Origin of the sequence: Paraburkholderia humisilvae (genome assembly GCF_902859855.1) — a bacterium.
GTDB classification, from domain to species: Bacteria; Pseudomonadota; Gammaproteobacteria; order Burkholderiales; family Burkholderiaceae; genus Paraburkholderia; species Paraburkholderia humisilvae.
In genome coordinates this window covers 176115-193805 of record NZ_CADIKH010000001.1, presented here as the reverse complement: position 1 = coordinate 193805, position 17691 = coordinate 176115, and the positions used below count along the sequence as shown (strand labels likewise).

15 protein-coding genes, 1 pseudogene and 1 riboswitch are annotated in these 17691 nt (G+C 60.4%); of the genes and pseudogenes, 10 read left to right on the top strand and 6 right to left on the bottom strand.

What is annotated here, in order from left to right:
• Nucleotides 1–62 precede the first annotated feature (62 nt).
• Together HV796_RS45790 and HV796_RS43315 are read right to left on the bottom strand one after the other, a co-directional pair.
• Nucleotides 63–359, bottom strand: coding sequence for a hypothetical protein (locus HV796_RS45790; protein ID WP_217477827.1), 297 nt, complete (start codon nucleotides 357–359; stop codon nucleotides 63–65).
• On the bottom strand, nucleotides 331–1749 hold the full coding sequence (locus HV796_RS43315; protein WP_217477817.1) for an amidase: 1419 nt from the start codon (nucleotides 1747–1749) through the stop codon (nucleotides 331–333). The genes HV796_RS45790 and HV796_RS43315 overlap by 29 nt, the downstream gene beginning before the upstream one ends.
• A 123-nt stretch (nucleotides 1750–1872) precedes the next feature.
• Between HV796_RS43315 and HV796_RS00785 the strand changes: the two genes are divergently transcribed.
• Both HV796_RS00785 and HV796_RS00780 read left to right on the top strand, forming a co-directional pair.
• Entirely contained in the window at nucleotides 1873–2451 is a 579-nt protein-coding gene (locus HV796_RS00785; protein ID WP_175224199.1) for a TetR/AcrR family transcriptional regulator, read from the top strand.
• A gap of 315 nt (nucleotides 2452–2766) precedes the next feature.
• Nucleotides 2767–4176, top strand: coding sequence for an amidase (locus HV796_RS00780; RefSeq protein ID WP_175224197.1), 1410 nt, complete (start codon nucleotides 2767–2769; stop codon nucleotides 4174–4176).
• Between the two features lie 42 nt (nucleotides 4177–4218).
• Here HV796_RS00780 and HV796_RS00775 read toward each other — a convergent pair whose 3' ends face one another.
• Together HV796_RS00775 and HV796_RS00770 are read right to left on the bottom strand one after the other, a co-directional pair.
• The gene (locus HV796_RS00775; RefSeq protein ID WP_175224195.1) at nucleotides 4219–4704 is read right to left on the bottom strand and encodes an NUDIX domain-containing protein; all 486 of its coding nucleotides are present in this window, start codon (nucleotides 4702–4704) and stop codon (nucleotides 4219–4221) included.
• 186 nt (nucleotides 4705–4890) lie between these two features.
• A complete protein-coding gene (locus HV796_RS00770; protein WP_175224193.1) occupies nucleotides 4891–6615 on the bottom strand; it encodes a serine hydrolase in 1725 nt (574 codons plus the stop codon).
• Nucleotides 6616–6854: 239 nt separating this feature from the next.
• On the opposite strand from HV796_RS00770, the gene HV796_RS00765 reads away from it, so the two are divergent.
• Nucleotides 6855–7547 (top strand): cytochrome b/b6 domain-containing protein, encoded by a 693-nt coding sequence (locus HV796_RS00765; protein ID WP_175224191.1) that lies wholly within the window; start codon nucleotides 6855–6857, stop codon nucleotides 7545–7547.
• 43 nt (nucleotides 7548–7590) lie between these two features.
• Here the strand turns inward: HV796_RS00765 and HV796_RS00760 are convergent, their stop codons facing one another.
• A complete protein-coding gene (locus HV796_RS00760) occupies nucleotides 7591–8052 on the bottom strand; it encodes a CHRD domain-containing protein (RefSeq protein WP_175224190.1) in 462 nt (153 codons plus the stop codon).
• 389 nt (nucleotides 8053–8441) lie between these two features.
• Nucleotides 8442–8516: riboswitch (cobalamin riboswitch) on the top strand.
• A 252-nt stretch (nucleotides 8517–8768) separates the two neighbouring features.
• Here HV796_RS00760 and HV796_RS00755 point away from each other — a divergent pair.
• Both HV796_RS00755 and HV796_RS00750 read left to right on the top strand, forming a co-directional pair.
• On the top strand, nucleotides 8769–9863 hold the full coding sequence (locus HV796_RS00755) for a porin (protein ID WP_175224188.1): 1095 nt from the start codon (nucleotides 8769–8771) through the stop codon (nucleotides 9861–9863).
• 7 nt (nucleotides 9864–9870) lie between these two features.
• Nucleotides 9871–9991, top strand: a pseudogene (locus HV796_RS00750) (iron transporter); the annotation flags it as partial.
• A gap of 16 nt (nucleotides 9992–10007) precedes the next feature.
• Here the strand turns inward: HV796_RS00750 and HV796_RS00745 are convergent.
• Nucleotides 10008–10961 (bottom strand): LysR family transcriptional regulator, encoded by a 954-nt coding sequence (locus tag HV796_RS00745; protein ID WP_175224186.1) that lies wholly within the window; start codon nucleotides 10959–10961, stop codon nucleotides 10008–10010.
• Nucleotides 10962–11037: 76 nt separating this feature from the next.
• Here HV796_RS00745 and metE point away from each other — a divergent pair, with 76 nt between their 5' ends.
• The 5 genes from metE to HV796_RS00720 all read left to right on the top strand — a co-directional run bounded on the left by metE (nucleotide 11038) and on the right by HV796_RS00720 (nucleotide 17689).
• Nucleotides 11038–13332, top strand: a complete 2295-nt coding sequence (gene metE, locus HV796_RS00740) for a 5-methyltetrahydropteroyltriglutamate--homocysteine S-methyltransferase (protein WP_175224184.1) — start codon at nucleotides 11038–11040, stop codon at nucleotides 13330–13332.
• 376 nt (nucleotides 13333–13708) lie between these two features.
• The gene (locus HV796_RS00735; protein ID WP_175224182.1) at nucleotides 13709–14776 is read left to right on the top strand and encodes a TauD/TfdA family dioxygenase; all 1068 of its coding nucleotides are present in this window, start codon (nucleotides 13709–13711) and stop codon (nucleotides 14774–14776) included.
• A gap of 106 nt (nucleotides 14777–14882) precedes the next feature.
• Nucleotides 14883–15758, top strand: a complete 876-nt coding sequence (locus HV796_RS00730; RefSeq protein ID WP_246355622.1) for an ABC transporter substrate-binding protein — start codon at nucleotides 14883–14885, stop codon at nucleotides 15756–15758.
• Between the two features lie 37 nt (nucleotides 15759–15795).
• Nucleotides 15796–16935, top strand: a complete 1140-nt coding sequence (locus HV796_RS00725) for an amino acid ABC transporter permease (protein WP_175224179.1) — start codon at nucleotides 15796–15798, stop codon at nucleotides 16933–16935.
• Between the two features lie 10 nt (nucleotides 16936–16945).
• Complete coding sequence (locus HV796_RS00720) at nucleotides 16946–17689, top strand: amino acid ABC transporter ATP-binding protein (RefSeq protein ID WP_175224177.1); 744 nt, start codon at nucleotides 16946–16948, stop codon at nucleotides 17687–17689.
• Nucleotides 17690–17691: the final 2 nt, after the last annotated feature.

Sequence of the window (17691 nt, the reverse complement as noted above, 5' to 3'; positions counted from 1 at the left end):
CGGGTACGGCCACAGACATCACGTTCGGACTGCGGCTAGCATACTGTATAAATGTACAGGTGTCACGTGCGGGCGTTGGCGAGATTCGACAATGCGGCAGCGGGAAAATGGAATGAGTGAGACTCGAGCACGCCATCAGAGAACGGATGCGCGCTGGAGTCCAGGCGACCAGCCGAAAAATTAAAGCCCAGAATACGCGTCACCCCTAAGACCAGCTCACGTTGCTGGCCTGGATCGAACGGGCCTTGCGAGGGTAGCGGTGGCTCAGGCGCCTGTTCAGCCACGACCCGCTGTAGCAGGTCGGGCAGCCAGGCTTTCTCACGACCGAACTCACATGCCGGATAAGTTCGGGTGAAGATCGCGAACCGGGCTCACGACTTCCAGCAGTGATGCGAGGTGCAGGATCGTGGACTCCGCCAGCCACGGCGAAACCAGTTGCACCGCGACCGGCAGGCCATCTCTGCTTGTACCGAAGCGCATCGAGAGGGCCGGAAGCCCGGTTACGCTGAAGGGCGCGGTCGCATGCATGACGTGCAACGAAGACACCGACTGACCGTTGATGACGAACGCCTCGGCGTCGTGCGCATGCGCCGCGACCGGCGTGACCGGGCAGAGCAATGCGTCGTAGCGCTGGAAATATGCTGCAAAGCCGTCACGTAGCGTTTCAGCCTGCTGCTCGGCCTGGACAAAGTCGCCGATTGACGTATCCGGCGTGTCAAAGACGCCCTGGACATGTTTGAAGATTTTGTCCTCGTGCCCGGCCGTGGCTTTCCGGAACGCAGGCTTGGCTTCCATCGCCTGAAGTTTCCAAAGCACGTCAAGCGCGTCGATCTGCTCAAGCACGGGGATGCGCGCCGACTCCACGATGACTCCCGCGCCTTTGAGCGCCTCGGCCGCCGCCTGCACGGTCGCGGCAACATCGGCATCGATCGGTGCGAAGAAACCCGGGTCGACGAGCCAGCCGACCCGAAGCGGCCGGTTCGGCGTCGCTCCCACACCGGCGTCCAGCTCGAGCGGGCTCGAGGAAAAGCCGTCCGCGCCGTCCGGCCCGGCCAGCAGCGAATAGGCGAGCGCAATGTCGCGAACGGTGCGCGCCATCGGGCCGACATGCCAGAAGCGGCGGGGCACACGCGGCCACACACCCGTCATCGGAATGCGCCCGTGGCTCGCTTTGAGCCCAATGACGCCGGTAAGGGCTGCCGGGCCGCGCACCGAAATAGCGACATCACTCGCAAGACTGATCGGCGACATGCCCGCTGCGATGGCAGCCGAATCGCCGCCGCTCGAACCGCCCGGTGTGAGATCCAGATTCCACGGGTTTTTCGAGCGTCCCGAAAGCAGGTTGTCGGTCTCGATCCAGTAGGAAAATTCGGGAAGGTTGGTTTTCGCCAGCAGGATGCCGCCTGCCTTTTTCATGCGCGCTACGGTGGTGGCGTCAGTGTCCGGGAGGCGGCCCTTGAAGATAGGCGAACCGCGTTGCGTCAGCACGCCGGCGGTATCGATGGAGTCCTTCGCCGTAAACGGAACACCATGCAGCGGGCCCAGTTCTTTACCCGCCAGAACCGCAGCCTCGGCCGCCTTCGCGGCTTTGAGCGCGTCGTCCGCGACCGTGACGATTGCGTTGATGCTGGGGTTCAACGCATCAATGCGTTCAAGGTGTGCCTCTACGACCTCTACTGGCGACACCTCTTTGGTACGGATCAGCTCGGCTAGTTTCGTTGCATCTTGATAGATGATTTGAGATTTCATCGCTTACCTCATGAAGATGATTACAGTGTACAAAGCCAGGCGACCGGACTACCTAACGTTTGTTAGGGCGGATGTTAGGAGTTACAATACCGCTCGTCAACCCCTTTTTATCGAGGCGAGTCCGTGAAAAACCGAGCAGACACGAATTCAAGCGACCGGATCCTGGCGGCCGCCACGAAGATCGCACAGGCGCATGGTTACGGTGGGCTGAACGTCCGTAGCCTTGCGGAAGAGGTGGGCATCAAGGCAGCGAGCCTTTACCATCATTTTCCAAGCAAGGCTGATCTGGCGGCCGCGGTGGCCAGGCGTTACTGGGAGGACGCGGCCGCGATGCTGGAAGCGTTATCGGCCGAAGCACGAGATCCGATCGACTGCCTGCGCAGATACCCGACCGAGACGTTTCGCAAGTCGCTTGAAAACGGCAATCGCATGTGTCTCGCAAGCTTTATGACTGCCGAGTATGACGATCTGCCCGAGGTAGTGAAGAAAGAGGTTCAAACCTTCGCTGATGTCAACATTGCATGGCTCGGAAAGGTTTTGTCGGCAGCCGGTATCGTCGGTCCGAGAGAAGCCAGGAAGCGAGCCCGTTCTATCTTTTCTGCAATCGTCGGTGCCCAGTTGATGGCGCGCGGTCGTTCCGATATTGCGCTCTTTGATGCGTTGATCGACGGCTACCGGGCAAGTGGACTTTTGCCGAAGTGAATCATTCGATGCATGTCTCGCGCGACGTCGCGAATGTTCAGCCCGCCACAGCCGTGCGTCTGCGCCATTTTCGTCGCGGCGACAACGATCTTGTCGCCGACGTTCGCGCCCGCCTGGCTTCAGGACGACCCCTCCGAAAAACAGACGTTGACGACTGGAGTCATAAGCCCTAAAGTAAAACCTAACGAACGTTAGGTAGCGCGGCTGGCGGCCCGAGAATTTCCGTCCATCCATCATCTACGAAGACACACTATCGTTCGTCAGGAGGCGGTTTGCGCCGCCATCCGTTGGTTCATCAAACATCGGAATCCGGCTATGCAGTCAGAGATCTTCTATCAAGACGCAACGGCACTGGCTGAACTGATCCGCACACGGGAGATCTCGCCGGTCGAGGTCGTTCAGGCGCATCTTGATCGAATCGAAGCCGTCAATCCCAAAGTTAACGCCATCGTTACGGTTGCGGACGACGCGCTCAGGGCCGCGAAGACAGCGGAGACCGCGGTGCTGCAAGGTCATGAGCTTGGGCCGCTGCACGGTGTGCCCTTTACCGTGAAGGACTCCATCGACACCGCGGGTGTGCCGACGCAACGCGGCTCGCTGATTTTCAAGGGACGCATACCTGACACCGACGCGACCAGTGTCGCGCGAATGAAAAAGGCCGGCGGTATCCTGCTGGCGAAGACAAATCTTCCTGAGTTTTCCTACGCATTCGAAAGCGACAACCTTCTCAGCGGTCGCTCGAACAATCCGTGGGACCTACAACGCACACCAGGTGGTTCGAGCGGCGGCGAATCGGCGGCCATAGCAGCCGGTATGTCGCCGCTCGGGCTCGGCACTGATCTCGGGAACTCAGTGCGTGGACCCGCTGCACAAACCGGGATCGTGTCGCTCAAGGCGACGCACGGGCGCGTGCCAATGACAGGAATCTGGCCGCGCGCACCGCGCCGTTTCTGGCATGTTGGCCCAATGGCTCGCAGCATCCGCGATCTCGCACTCGCGTTTTCGCAGTTGTCCGGTCCCGACGGCCTGGACGCATTCGCGACCAGCACAGTCCAGTTTGATGCGGGAATCGGTCATTCGCCCCATAGGCCGCTGCGCGTGGGCTGGATGGTGGAACCCGGCTTCGGCCCAGTCGACCCCGAAGTTGCGGCCACGGTTAAAGCAGCAGCGGAAGCGCTGAAGAACGTTGGATGCTTCGTTGATCCGGTACGTATACCTGCGCTTGAGCGGGACTTCGCTAATGACGTGTTCAACCGTCTGCACGTCATGGAAATGAAGCAGGAGTTCGCGGAAGCAACGGCCGGGCGCAGCCACGACGATCTGTACAACACGGTCAAAACAATGCTCGCGCGGCCGGATGTCTCGATGAAGGACTACCTTGACGCCGAACAGGCGGTAGAGCGGATACGCGACGGCTACGCCGAATTCTTCACGAAGTACGACGCGTTGATGACCCATGTGTTGCCGATCCCGGCGCACAAACACGGCGTCGGCACATTTACCATCAACGGTCAGACCGTGGGCGCCACCTGGCTCCGGGGCGCGGCCGTACCGCTTAACGTTACCGGCTTGCCGGGCGTTTCGATGCGGTTCGGTACGAGTAAGGAGGGGCTACCGATCAACGTTCAGATCGCCGGCAGTTGGCAGGCCGAGTCAACCATCCTCTATCTCGCGGCACTGCTCGAATCAGTCAGCCCGGTTCGTCACCTGCATCCTGACGTTTGAGCAACAAGCGGCCGCCTGAGTGGCACGCGTCCGGGAGACCGGCTAACGGCGGAGATCTCTGCGCAGATAGGTCGCGACCGCCTCTGTCAGCGCGATGCCGTGCCATTCCTCCGGCGATGCCAGACGCGCGGCGACAATCTCCCGATTATCAAGCCGCAGTTCGGGCATGCAATCGAGGTGCTCAAAGAAATGCACCCGGTCTCTTCGCCCATCCCATATGCCGCTGGCGCTACCCGCCGGGAGTAATGTGCAGGATGACAGACCAATCTCCTCCTCCATTTCACGGCGCGCCGCCGCATCAGGCGTTTCACCGGGCCGAACCCCCCCTCCGGGAAAATTCCACTCGGCGCGGTACGATGACTTCACAAGCAACAGCGCCCGGCCGACGTAAATCGCCACTAGCGCGCCTTCATGGTGCGGCTGTCGAACGTACCACCAGATGCGAGCGAATCGAAATCCGACCCAAAGCACGATGCGCCAGACAGAATCGATAAGCATAGCGGGTCGCGTTCGCTCGAGGCTCGGCATTCAGTTTTCTCCTTTCTTTGCATGACCAGACGATCTTCCGGGGTGCTGCGTTCGTCGGCGCTGCTGTTCCGCATCTTCCCGATCATATGTGCGCCTGGGTCGAGGAACCGCACGATCGGGAGCGAGCATACGCCAACCTGGGAGACGCCGCGGAGGACGACGTTCATTCACGGCGCGATAGAAATGTTAGGACTCCGGTTCGTCCGGTTTTTCGGTGTCGCGCAATGCAAGAAAAGTCCCATTCGGCTGATGGAAGATCATCGCGTCCACGACGTTCGACGACAGGCGGTGGAATTCGACGCGATAGCCCTTCAGTTCCCCGATATCAAAGGTCCGCTCCCCGCATGGGGTGAGGCGGCGACGCGGCTGTCCGACGATGTGCAACGTCAAGTGGCCTGCTGCTGCCAACGTGACAGTCATCTGCTGGGCGCCGTGTGCATAGGCCCCCGCGCATCGTGCGAGGAACGCGGGGTCCAGTGCATCGCCGCTCGCAATGCGGCGAAAGACAATGTCCTCGACCATCGGCTCCAGCGCAGCGGCGATCTGGTCGATCACACCTTCCCGGTTGTAGCCAAAGGTCAATAGCAGACCATCGGGGTAGAGTTCGCCGACCTTGTGCGGCGTCGCGAACACATCGTAGTGGCGATGTTCGAGCTGCCCCGATAAGCCGCGCCAGCGCCAGGCCAGTGTGCCGCTCTGCGTCGCGATGGAGATGCGCCCATAGGCCGGGTGCTCATAATCGCCCGCATAGTCGTCCAGCGCGTGGGTCGGCGCAGTATCGGCGCGACGTAATTCCTTGCGTGCCGCGTCGTCAATTTTCTGTTGCGCGAGGAGTTGGCGCCGTCTGGAGCGGAAACGTTCGAACCAGTCAATCGGTTGATGAGCGCACAGTTCGTCAAACGCGGAATAGGTCAGGAGTTCCCCTACCGCGGTGGGGACATAGTTGGTCAGAACGGCGACCCCGAGCCGGCGCTCGGGGAGCATCGTCATCAACGTTCCCCAACCAAGCCACGAACCACTATGCGATAGCACACGCTCACCGCGATAGTGGCCCACCTGCAGGCCGAATCCGTAGTGGAAGTCACCGACCTCGCTGAACACCGACCGGCCAACGTGCACATGCGGCGCCGACATTTGCCGAACGACGTTCGCTGATAACAGCGATTCACCGTCCACAATCCCATCGTTCATCAGAAAGCGCATCCACTTCGCCAGGTCGGAGACTGACGCGTTCAGCCCACCGGCAGGCAGATTGCGGATCGGAGCCCAGCTCGCGCGGCGGACTTCATCGTTGTCGGCAACATGAGGGTGCGCGTGATCCGGCGCATCGCGCAGGGCCTCGATCGAAAGGCTCATGTCGGTAAGGCCTAGTGGTCGAAGCAGGCGCTCGGTGATGAACGCGTCCCAGCTCATGCCTGTGATGCGTTCCGCGACGTGTCCGGCCACCAGATACCCAAGGTTCTGGTATTGATAGACGTCACGCAGATCACGGCTCGGTTCAAGATGACGCAGAGTGGCGAGGACTTGCGCGGTGGACAGGTCGCCCGGTGCGTGTATCCAGTCGTGCCGCGGTAATCCGCTATGGTGACAAAGCAAGTCCCGGACGGTCACGCGTTCGGTCGCCACGGCGTCATACAGCCGGAACTCCGGAATGTATTCCCGCACGGGCCTCCGCCATTCGAGCTTGCCTTCGTCGACGAGGATGCCAAGCCCGGCCGCCGTAAACGACTTGGTGATCGAACACAGCAGGAACTGCGTGCTCACCGTCACGGGCAAACGCGAATCGATGTCGCGCACGCCGTAGCCCTTCAATAACACGACTTCGTCATCCTGGATCACCGCTAACGCGAGACCCGGCACCTTCCATTCTGCTATCGACCTATCAACGAGATGATCAACGTCACTTGGCATTTGAGCGGTCCCCCATAGGAACATCGGCGGCAACGCATTCTACAATCAGTCCGCTTGCTGCCGAACCGGTGCAGCCGTACGGGATGCGAGGCCGATCTCGCCCGCATGTCGCGCGTGTGCGTCTTCCCGCGAACGACCGCGGCTTTTGCCGCACAGCTTGTAAAATGAACCACTATTCCATTCCCGCAACGTGAGCGACTCGCGGCATGACGCTAGCTGCTTGCAGGGACGCACGACACATGGATGCTGACGAACCTGCCACGCCGCGGGCACAGCCCGTTCGCCGCCCAGTGCTGGTCTGGGACGCACCGGTGCGCCTGTTTCACTGGCTGGTGGTCGTGCTGGTCGCGGCGGCCTATGTCACCTTGAAGCTGAACTGGATCGACTGGCACGTCCGGGTCGGCGAGACGCTGCTCGCTTTGGTCATATTCCGGCTGCTATGGGGTTTTTGGGGAAGTGAGACCGCGCGCTTTCGCAGTTTCGTGGCGTCGCCGGCGGCTGCGCTTCATCATCTGCGCCACCTGTTACGCCGCGAGCCGGATGTGCAGGTGGGCCACAATGCGGCCGGCGGCTGGATGGTCCTGCTGCTCCTCGCGTTGTTACTGATCGAGACGCTGAGCGGGCTCTACGTCAACAATGACATCGCCGACGAAGGGCCGTTGAGCGAGGTGGTCCCTGCGTGGCTCGCCAACGCTATCTCGACACTGCATGGGCTTGCTTGGGACGTGTTGCTCGCCGCGGTAGCGCTCCATGTGTTCGTGATCGCTCTCTACGCAGTAGCGAAGGGACACAACCTGCTGCGTCCGATGCTGACCGGCTACAAGCTGTTGCCGTCATCCATCGACTCGCCGCGGCAGGCGTCAGTGCTGATGGCGCTGCTGCCGCTCGGCTTCGGCGCCGCAGTGGTGATGCTGCTCGCGGCTTTTCTCTAGGCTTGCCGCGAATCCGACCAACGGCGCCGCTTCGGCGGCTGCGTCAGTTGCTCTTCGGAGGCACGACCTGGCCGCGGATCTCGCCGTTCGGATTGTTCTTCGTGTGAACGTTGATGTACATGTCACCGGCTTCGAACATCTTGACGTCGTCCGGTGAGAGCGTCGCCTGGCCGCTGAGCGGGCTGGTCATCTCCATACTGCCCTTCTGCGAGAGCCAGACCTTTACGCCGGCATTTTTGCCGGCCGGCGCGGGGCCGTGGAAATGCGCCATCGTCGCCTGACTCGACAATCCGCTGAAGCGGATGTTCCAGGTGACGACGTGCGTGTCGGGGTCGTACGTGAGGTCGGCGCTGCCGCTGCCTGCAGTCTGCACCGGCGGGACCTGTTGAGCGCCCGTCAATGGCACCTGGAATGAAACCGGCGCCGCTTGCGCCCAGGTCAATGTGCCCGCGAGGGCCAAGCCACCGAACGCGATCAAAGCGCGCCGCGAAATGGATCGTGACATAGTCTTTCTCCTTTTTGGGTTTGCCCTTGCTGAGCGGTAAGCGCTCACGACGCGCGCGGAACACGTCATGGGCGCCGCTGGCAGCCAAAGGGGTGAGAACAGGATAGACGCAAGCTGCCGGTAACTCCAGTTGGGTCCCGGAAGCATTTGACGATCTCAGTGATGAACCCGCGCAATCACTTCGGATTTCCCGCGTCGGTCACGTCCTTCAGGTTTTTCCGCAGCCTCATCGTGACGCGGCTCAATGAAATCGCCGAACGACGCTTGATGGCTGGTCACACGGATAGCGCGCTTGGAATCCCCGGTTTCTTCCGTTATGCTTTCGAAAGTTTGCGTCGCAGTCGGCGGCCGGACATGGAAACAACACACTCCTCAACGGAACGGAATGCGGAAGCCGGTGCGAAACCGGCGCGGTCGCGCCACTGTATCTGCCTCAGCGCATAAATATGCTCGAGTCAGGAGCCAGACCTGTTTTCGTTCTTGCGTCGGAACCTAACCGGGGCGCGAAAACCCCAAGGAGCCGCTCATGAATCTCGATCTTTTTTTGCGCCGGCACTCATGCTCGGCCACACCTCGTAGCGCCGCCGGCCACGTAATCTTTTTCGCTGTCTAGCCCGCCGCCACAACAGTACGGCTCTGTGCGTGCGTTGGACAGCCTCAGCGTGTCAAATGCGCGCGAACACGCACCGTGGTTTCACATTATCTCTTCCTTCATCATGAACAGCACGATCCACGGTTCGATCGCCGGAGCATCGCTCGCGATCCTGAGCACGACTTGCGCTGCGCAAGCGGTGTCGCTTTACGGCGAGTTGGACACGGGCCTCGCCTATGTCAACAATGTGAATGGCCATGCCCAATATCGCGCGACGTCAGGGTTGATCGATGGCAGCTACTGGGGCTTACAAGGCACCGAGGAACTCGGCGGTGGCGCGAAAGCGGTGTTTCGTCTGGAGCGCGGATTTTCGGTCACATCGGGCGAAGGCTTTAACGACCATCCTGCGTATGTGGGGCTTCAGTCGGACGCATTCGGTACGCTAACGCTCGGCCATCAGTACGACCTGGTTCACGATTACTTCGCGCCGTTTGCGCTCACCGGAGGCACAGGAGGAACGGCGTTCGCGCACCCGTTCGATAACGACAACGCCAATAACACCTATTTGGCAAGCAACTCGGTCAAGTATGCGAGCCCGTCGTTCGGTGGCTTTAGCCTGGGCGGAATGTATGCGTTTTCGAACGAAGCCGGAGCCTTTGCGAACAATCGCGCATATAGCATCGGCGCGAATTATCAGGGCGGCGCACTGAGTGCCGGCGCGGCCTGGCTCCATGTCAACGGACGGGGTAACACGTCGGGTGGCGCCTACGATCCGGTTGTATTGCCCGGCTCGACCGGCGAAGTGTTCAATGCCAATGTGGGTACGCAGAACACCTACGGCGTCGGCGCAAGCTACACGATCGGTGATTTTGTCCTCGCCGCCGCATGGTCGCGTTCCACGTATTCCGATGTGGTAAACGCCGATGCCGGCGATGCCGCGCCATCGGTTGGCTTCAGCAACTACGAAGTGAACGGCGTCTATCAGCTGACGCCCGCTATCTCGTTCGCTGGCATGTACACGTATACGAAGGCGTCGACTGCACACTGGCACGAAGGCGCCGTGCAGATGACCTATGCGCTGTCAAAGCGCACGGATACTTACGTAGAGGCGGTATATCAACACGCTTCGTCAGGCGCGCCGGCGGTTATCAACACGAATGATCCATCTTCAAGCGGCAACCAGTTGCTGATTGGAGCAGGCATTCGCCATCATTTCTGAAGCCGCGAACCCTGAAGAGACGATGCGCAAAGCATCGGATTTGGACGTTCATCTCGAAGCCCGATATCCCCACGGTCACGAACAATCCGACTGGTTTCGCGGAAGGCGGCTGGATGCCGTACCTGCAGGCGCGCGAGTCGGCGGTCAGGTCCGAAGTCTGGCGCCGCTCCAGTCCGATTCGCGCGCGAGCGCGACGAAGGCGGCGAGGTAATCGATTGTGTCGTCCACTTCGCGAGTACCCAGGAAGATCTGTTTCGAAATGCCCTTTTTGCCGAGCCGCAAAGGTATTAACGGCATCCATTCAGCGTACTCTTCCGCTAACCAGCGCGGCAGCGCCGCGACGCCCCGGCCGCTTGCCACCATCTGCATCATGATGTCCGTCGTCTCGATCACCTTGTGCCGTTTCGGTACCACGTTCGCCGGCGTGAGGAACTGCGTGTAGATGTCAAGCCGATCGGTCTCGACCGGGTAGGTGATCAGCACCTCTTCCGCAAGCTGCGTTGGCGTGACATAACGCTCGTTCGCGAGCGCATGTCCATCCGATATCACCAGCACCTGCTCATAGTCGAACACCGGCTCGAATCGCAGACCGGGCTTTTGCAGCGGATCCGGCGTGACGAGCACATCGATGTCGTAGCCGAAAAGCGCACCGATACCGCCGAACTGAAACCGCTGTTTGACGTCGACGTCGACATCGGGCCAGCGCGCGAGATAGGGCGATACCACTTTCAGCAGCCATTGATAGCACGGGTGGCATTCCATGCCGATACGCAGCGTACCCCGCTCGCCTTGCGCGTATTGCTTCATTCGTTCTTCCGCGTGCTCGAACTGCGGGAGCATCCGGTTGGCAAGACGCAGAAGGTACTGACCCGCCTGCGTGAGACGCATCGACCGCCCCTCGCGCGTCCACACAGGCGTCGCCAGTTGCTGCTCGAGCTTTTTCACGGTGTGGCTCAACGCCGACTGCGTGACATTTAGCGCTTCGGCTGCCCCCGTCAACGAGCCCTGCCGCTCGACTTCCCTGATCACCATCAGATGACTGCGCTCAAGCATGCTTGCCTCATGAACAAAACTAATGCATGTATGAAATAAATCCATTTTTATTCATACACGAGAAATTCTATCATCGCTGCCAGACAGGTCTTCTATGGATTTTTTTGGACACGGACGAAAGATGGCGATCACTCACAACCTCGGTTTTCCGCGCATCGGCGCAAGACGCGAACTGAAGTTCGCCCTCGAAAGCTACTGGAAGGATCAGTCGTCGCGCGATGCGCTGAAAGCCGTCGGTGCGCAACTGCGCGAGCGTCACTGGAAACATCAGGCACGCGTCAATTTCGTGCCGGTCGGCGACTTCGCGTTCTACGACCAGGTGCTCGACATGAGCTTCACGCTAGGCAATCTGCCCGAGCGCGTGCGCGGATTCCACGGTGATGCGCTCGACAATTATTTCCGTGTCGCGCGCGGCCGCTCGGCGCAAGCGGCCGATGAGCACGTCGCGTGCTGCAGCGGCGTTGCGGCGGGTGAAATGACCAAATGGTTCGATACGAACTATCACTACATCGTGCCGGAATTCACCGCGGCGACGAATTTCTCGCTCGATGCAACGCGGCTCGTCACGCAAATCGCTGAAGCGCGCGCGGCGGGCGTGAACGTGAAGCCGGTGATTATCGGCCCGGTCACCTACCTGTGGCTCGGCAAATCGAAGGACGATTCGGATCGCCTCGCGCTGTTGCCGAAACTCTTGCCTGTGTACGGCGCATTACTCGATACGTTCGCCGCGCAAGGCATCGACTGGGTGCAGATCGATGAGCCCGCGCTCGTGACGGAACTCGATGCGAAGTGGCGCGACGCGTTCGTGACCGCCTACGACTCGCTGTCGGTGCGGCGCGTGCGGCTGCTGCTCGCCACTTACTTCGGCCAGTTGCAGGAGAACCTCGAACTCGCGTGCACGCTGCCCGTCGACGGTCTGCATATCGACGCGATCAACGCGCGCGACGAGCTCGCGCAAGCGGCTGCGATTCTGTCCGATACGTCGGTGCTGTCGGTCGGCGCGATCAATGGCCGCAACATCTGGAAGACGGACCTGAACGCGGTGCTCGCATGGCTCGAACCGCTTGCGAAGCAGCTTGGCGAACGCCTGTGGATCGCACCGTCGTGCTCGCTGCTGCACGTGCCGGTCGACCTCGACAGTGAGCAGAAGCTCGACGCCGAGGTCCGTTCGTGGCTCGCCTTCGCGCTGCAAAAGCTCGACGAACTCAAGCTGCTCGCCGATGCATTGAACAACGGTCGCGACTCAGTCGGCTCGGCACTCGTCGCCAATGCAAAAGCTATCCACCACCGCCGCACGTCGCTGCGGGTAAACAATCCGGTCGTCAAGGCCGCGCTTGCAAGGATCGACGCGGCACTCGGGCAGCGGCACAGCGCGTATGCCGTCCGTGCGCCGAAGCAGGCGGCCTTGTTGAAGCTGCCGGCGTTCCCGACCACGACGATCGGCTCGTTCCCGCAAACGGCGGAAATCCGCCACGCGCGCAGCGAGTTCAAGGCCGGCAAACTCGATACAGCCGCCTACAAGGCCGCGATGCAGGCCGAGATCGCACGCAGTGTGCGCGAACAGGAAACGCTGGGGCTCGACGTGCTCGTGCACGGTGAAGCCGAGCGTAACGACATGGTCGAATATTTCGGCGAACAGCTCGAAGGCTACGCATTCAGCCAGTTCGGCTGGGTGCAGTCGTATGGTTCGCGCTGCGTGAAGCCGCCTGTCCTGTTCGGCGATATCAGCCGTCCGGGCGCGATGACGGTCGAATGGATCACGTACGCGCAGTCGCTGACGAACAAGCCGATGAAGGGCATGCTGACGGGGCCCGTGACGATCCTGAACTGGTCGTTCGTGCGCGACGATCAGCCGCGTTCGGTGTCGTGCCGCCAGCTTGCACTCGCGATTCGCGAAGAAGTGCTCGACCTCGAGAAGGCCGGCGTGCGCGTGATCCAGATCGATGAGGCCGCGTTGCGCGAAGGTCTGCCGCTACGCCGTTCGCAATGGAACGAGTACCTGCAATGGGCCGTGGAATCGTTCCGTATCACGGCGAACGGGGTGCGCGACGAAACGCAGATCCACACGCATATGTGCTACTCGGAATTCAACGACATCATCGCGTCAATTGCCGATATGGATGCGGACGTGATCACGATCGAAACGTCGCGCTCCGATATGGAACTGCTCGATGTGTTCGACCACTTCAAGTATCCGAACCAGATCGGGCCGGGTGTGTACGACATCCATTCGCCGAACATTCCGTCTCGGGAATCCATCGTTCAGCTGATGAAAAAGGCGGCCGGGCGTATTCCCGCGGAGCGCCTTTGGGTGAACCCGGACTGCGGTCTGAAGACGCGTCAGTGGACGGAAGTGACCCCGGCGCTGACGAATATGGTGGCCGCCGCGAAGGTGCTGCGCAGCCAGCTGCTGTAACCGAGCAACCCCCCGGCTGACGCCGCGATGCGTCACGCCGGCATGATGGACTTATCATGCGTCCCGAGCCGGTCTCGGGACGTTTTCGTTTAGCGCTTCGGGCCGCCGAACTCAAGGACGTGACTTGCGCCTCGTCCTCCTGTCTGCTCCATCCCCCCATGTCCCACTCCGTTAGTTCTGCCACTGGGCGGGGCGGCGATATTCGGGATAGGTGTTTGCCCGCATTCGTACAAGAACCGCTTGAAGGAAGTCTGGCCGGGACTTATCTTGCATACCTTGTATAGACAACCCTGCGACGCGGCAGGGGCGCCCGCTCGAAACACATCAAGCATCCAGGGGCGCTATTGCTCAGGTCTCGATCACTCTGGAGAAACGAATGTCATCCGCCGACTATCTGCAAGGCGCGTGTGTGTGGAACGGTGTCGATATGTACGACAACCCGCGATGGGTCAAGGACTTTCCGCCCGCCGTGCTGGACGAGATCGATCTCGCTGTCGGCAAGTCGGCCGGTATCGCGTGGGCCGAAATCGACCGCGATAACTTTCCGTTGCCCAGCTCGAAGGCCTTCTTCGACGACGTGCGCGAAGAACTCGAAAACGGCTCCGGCATGGTGAAAATCCGCGGCCTCGATGTCGGCCGCTACGACCACGAACAGTTGCGCCGCATCTGGTATGCATTGGGCCGTTATCTCGGCACGCCGATGTTCCAGAACCGCCGCGGCGAATTGATGCGCGAGATCAAGGACGAAGGCGCGGGCGTCGGCGCCAAACTCTATGGCGCGACGGTGGACGCATCGGGTAAGGAATTTCTGTCGTCGGGCGCGCGCACCTTGTCGCCCGGAGAACTGCGCTTTCACACGGACCGCTGCGACGTGGTCGGATTGCTTTGCGTGCGTCAGGCATCGGTGGGCGGCGTCAGCAAGCTTGCGAGCAGCGCGACCGTCTACAACGAAATGCTCAAGCGCCGGCCAGATCTGCATGCGCTGCTGTGCAAACCCATTCCGCGCAGCCGGTTCGGGGAAGAAGCCGGTGGCCAGTACGTGACCTACGATCTGCCGGTTTTCGGGGTCCGGGACGGCAAGCTGACGAGTCACTTTTCGCTGACCTACATCGAGAATGCGCAATTGCTTTCGAATGTGCGTAAATTGACCGATGCCGAGCACGAAGCTTTGCGGATGCTTCTGCAACTCGCTCAGGAGCAGTGTTTCGAAATGCGCTTCGCGCCTGGCGATATTCAGCTTCTCAACAACCACATCGTTTATCACGGGCGGACGGCGTTCAAGGACGACGTGACGACCGGCCAGGATCGGATGCTGATGAGGCTCTGGTTGTCGGTGCCCAACTCTCGCGCGCTGCCGGAAGATCATGCGATCCTCTGGGGCGATGTGTCGGGCGGCATGCCTCATGGCGGCATTGCGCAGCCCGCGACACCTTGCGTGACTTGAGCGCAGGGCTTCTCCCGATCTCGCTGCGCGGTAGTACTCGGTAATTTGTAGACAGACGTGTATCCGATCGTTGAAGATGCAACAATCCACAATTGAGGAGACTAACGTGACGCAAACCAGCCTGCCTCTGGCAGCAAAACGTGCAACATGGCTTTATCGGGCGGCGGTCTGCGTCGCTTTGAGTGCCATTACCGCCACCGCATTCGCCGCGCAGGACTTTGGCAAATGCGAAGTAACCGGACAAAAAGGCTCAGTCAAATTGACGACCGTCGTGCCAGGAACGCTGTCGGTGCGGCCGGTTCTCGGTGTGCCAGGCTGGTGGAATGGCGATTCGCCCGACACGATCAAGGACGGATTCGAGTACTGCATGGCCGCCAACATGGCTTATCGCGCGGGCCTTGACCGGGTGGTTCTGGTGAACCGGTCCTTTCAGCAGATCCTGACCGGGCAATCGCAAGGATTCGATATCGCGTTGAGTGAAATTACGATCACCGGGCCGCGCAAGCAGGTCGTGAATTTCACCGAGCCGTACTTCAATTCCGATCAGGGGATTCTCGTCAAGGCCGGCACCAAGGTCGACAAGAAGAACCTCGCCAGTCTTCGCTATGCGGTTGAGCGTGGCACCACCGCTTACGACTACATCGTCGAAAAAGTAAAGCCCACCGAGCAGCCGAAGGTGTTCAACGACCCGCCGTCGATGTACACGGCGCTGGCCGCGGGACAAGTCGACGCGGTGATCTACGATACGCCGAACGTGCTTTTGCGCGCGAAGAACTCGAATGGCGCATTGGAAGTGGTCGGCCGTTTCGATACCGGTGAAAAGTGGGGCGGACTGGTCAACAAGGATTCGCCGAATCTGGCGGCATTCAACGAGCTGATCGAAAGTATGAAAAAGGACGGCACGCTGGAGAAACTGAGCGCCAAATACCTGACGCCGGAGCTCGGTGCGGATCCGACCAAAGTGCCGGTGCTCAATCCTTAAGCGATCCAACCGGCACTCAACTCAACGAGCCTGAATCATGAGCAATGCAACACGACAGACAAGCGACGTCATGCCGAGCCCCACGGGCAATGGCCGTCGTTTGAGGATGGGTGGCATGCCGTGTGCGCCCACGTCACTCCTGTGCACCTCGATGCTGGCGGTCGCTGTCGTCGTATTGGGAAGCTGGTACACGGTTGCCGTCATCCGAGCCTCCTTCCTGGCCGCTCATTTCGATGGTGCGTGGGTTAATCCGGTCGCGGTGCTTCTCGCGTTGCTTTCGATCGCGGTCGTGCTGCCGGTGATCCACGCGCTTAAAGCGTGTGGCCGTATTCGCGAGGCGGCTGCGCGCCGGGATTCCGCGGAAGCGCGCGGCGCCCGCTCGGGGGCTCGGGACCAGTGCTTTATCGCGCTGGGATACGCATTGGCGCAACTGGTCGTGATCGTCGTCTTGCAGTTCTTTCTGGTCAATCATCAGGCGGTAGCCAAGACGTTCTTCCTGGTACCGCTGATGGTCAAGACATTCCCACTAGTGCTTGCCGCCTTCTGGATGAATGTCAAGATTTCAGTCGTTACCGAAGTACTGGTGTTGATCTGGGGGTTGATCGTCGCGCTCGCGATGTTCGCACCGGGTGTCGCCGGCAAACCGGTTCGGCTGATCGCTACCGCGTATGTCGATATCTTCCGCGCAGTCCCTGCGGTGCTGGTGATCTATCTGGTCGGTTTCGGTATTCCGTTGACCGGTATCCCGGTGCTGAAAGATTTTTCGCTGACGGTCTTCGTCATCGTCGCGCTGACGTTGACCGTGGGCGCTTACGTCGCGGAGATTTATCGCGCCGGCATTCTGAGCATTCACTGGAGCCAGAGCGCCGCGGCGCGTTCGCTCGGTTTGTCCCACTTTCAGACGTTGCGCTTCGTGATCGTGCCGCAGGGGATCCGGCAGATCATTCCGCCACTGCTCAATTCGTTTATCTCGTTGCAGAAAGATACGGCGCTGGTGTCCGTCGTGGGCGTGATCGATTCATTTAACCAGTCGATGTTGATTGCGTCGAATTACTACAATCTTTCCGCCGTCAGCACGGTGGCTCTACTTTTCATCATCGTATCGATTCCGCAAACGAGATTTGTCGAGCGGATGATGCGGCGCGATCGTGCTCGTATGCGTGCGGGCGAAGCTTGAGGGAGATTTCATGTCGTTTATCGACATTCGCGACATTTCGAAATCGTACGGCGAGGTGCCGGTTATCAAGCGCCTCGCGATGACGGTCGACGAGCATGATGTCGTGTGCCTGATCGGGCCGTCAGGGTCGGGGAAGTCGACGCTGCTACGGTGTATCAATGGCCTCGAGTTGATCGACGACGGCGAAATTCTGGTCCATGGAGACCGTATCACCGGCCCCGGCGTCGACGTGGATGCGTTGCGTCGAGACATCGGCATCGTGTTTCAGGGCTATAACCTGTTTCCGCACATGAGCGTTCTCGAGAACGTGACGCTCGCGCCGATTCGCGTTCTGAAACAGAAGAAAGACGAAGCAGAAGAACGCGCGATGACGCTGCTCAAGCGCATTGGCCTCGCGCACAAGGCGAAGGAGTATCCGGATCGGTTGTCGGGCGGACAGCAGCAGCGCGTGGCGATCGTGCGCGCGTTGGCGATGGATCCGATGGTGCTGTTGCTCGATGAAATCACGTCCGCGCTGGACCCCGAACTGGTTTCCGAAGTGCTGAACATCGTGCGTGATCTCGCGAGTGAGGGCATGACGATGCTGCTCGCGACCCATGAGATGGGCTTCGCGCGTGAGGTTTCATCAAAGGTATGTTTTCTGTGCGACGGCGCCGTTTATGAAGAAGGGCCGCCGGAACAGATCTTTGGTGATCCGACGCGCGACAGAACGCGCGCGTTCCTCAAGAGCATTCGGGAAGCGAAGCGTATCTGACC

What these genes read in the sequence shown, in the direction of transcription:
- HV796_RS00725 (WP_175224179.1), top strand. Translation starts at nt 15,796, where the DNA reads ATGAGCAATGCAACACGACAGACAAGCGACGTCATGCCGAGCCCCACG.
- HV796_RS00765 (WP_175224191.1), top strand. Translation starts at nt 6,855, where the DNA reads ATGGATGCTGACGAACCTGCCACGCCGCGGGCACAGCCCGTTCGCCGC.
- HV796_RS00770 (WP_175224193.1), bottom strand. Translation starts at nt 6,615, where the DNA reads ATGCCAAGTGACGTTGATCATCTCGTTGATAGGTCGATAGCAGAATGG.
- HV796_RS43315 (WP_217477817.1), bottom strand. Translation starts at nt 1,749, where the DNA reads ATGAAATCTCAAATCATCTATCAAGATGCAACGAAACTAGCCGAGCTG.
- HV796_RS00735 (WP_175224182.1), top strand. Translation starts at nt 13,709, where the DNA reads ATGTCATCCGCCGACTATCTGCAAGGCGCGTGTGTGTGGAACGGTGTC.
- HV796_RS00745 (WP_175224186.1), bottom strand. Translation starts at nt 10,961, where the DNA reads ATGGATTTATTTCATACATGCATTAGTTTTGTTCATGAGGCAAGCATG.
- HV796_RS00760 (WP_175224190.1), bottom strand. Translation starts at nt 8,052, where the DNA reads ATGTCACGATCCATTTCGCGGCGCGCTTTGATCGCGTTCGGTGGCTTG.
- HV796_RS00720 (WP_175224177.1), top strand. Translation starts at nt 16,946, where the DNA reads ATGTCGTTTATCGACATTCGCGACATTTCGAAATCGTACGGCGAGGTG.
- HV796_RS00775 (WP_175224195.1), bottom strand. Translation starts at nt 4,704, where the DNA reads ATGCCGAGCCTCGAGCGAACGCGACCCGCTATGCTTATCGATTCTGTC.
- HV796_RS00755 (WP_175224188.1), top strand. Translation starts at nt 8,769, where the DNA reads ATGAACAGCACGATCCACGGTTCGATCGCCGGAGCATCGCTCGCGATC.
- HV796_RS00780 (WP_175224197.1), top strand. Translation starts at nt 2,767, where the DNA reads ATGCAGTCAGAGATCTTCTATCAAGACGCAACGGCACTGGCTGAACTG.
- metE (WP_175224184.1), top strand. Translation starts at nt 11,038, where the DNA reads ATGGCGATCACTCACAACCTCGGTTTTCCGCGCATCGGCGCAAGACGC.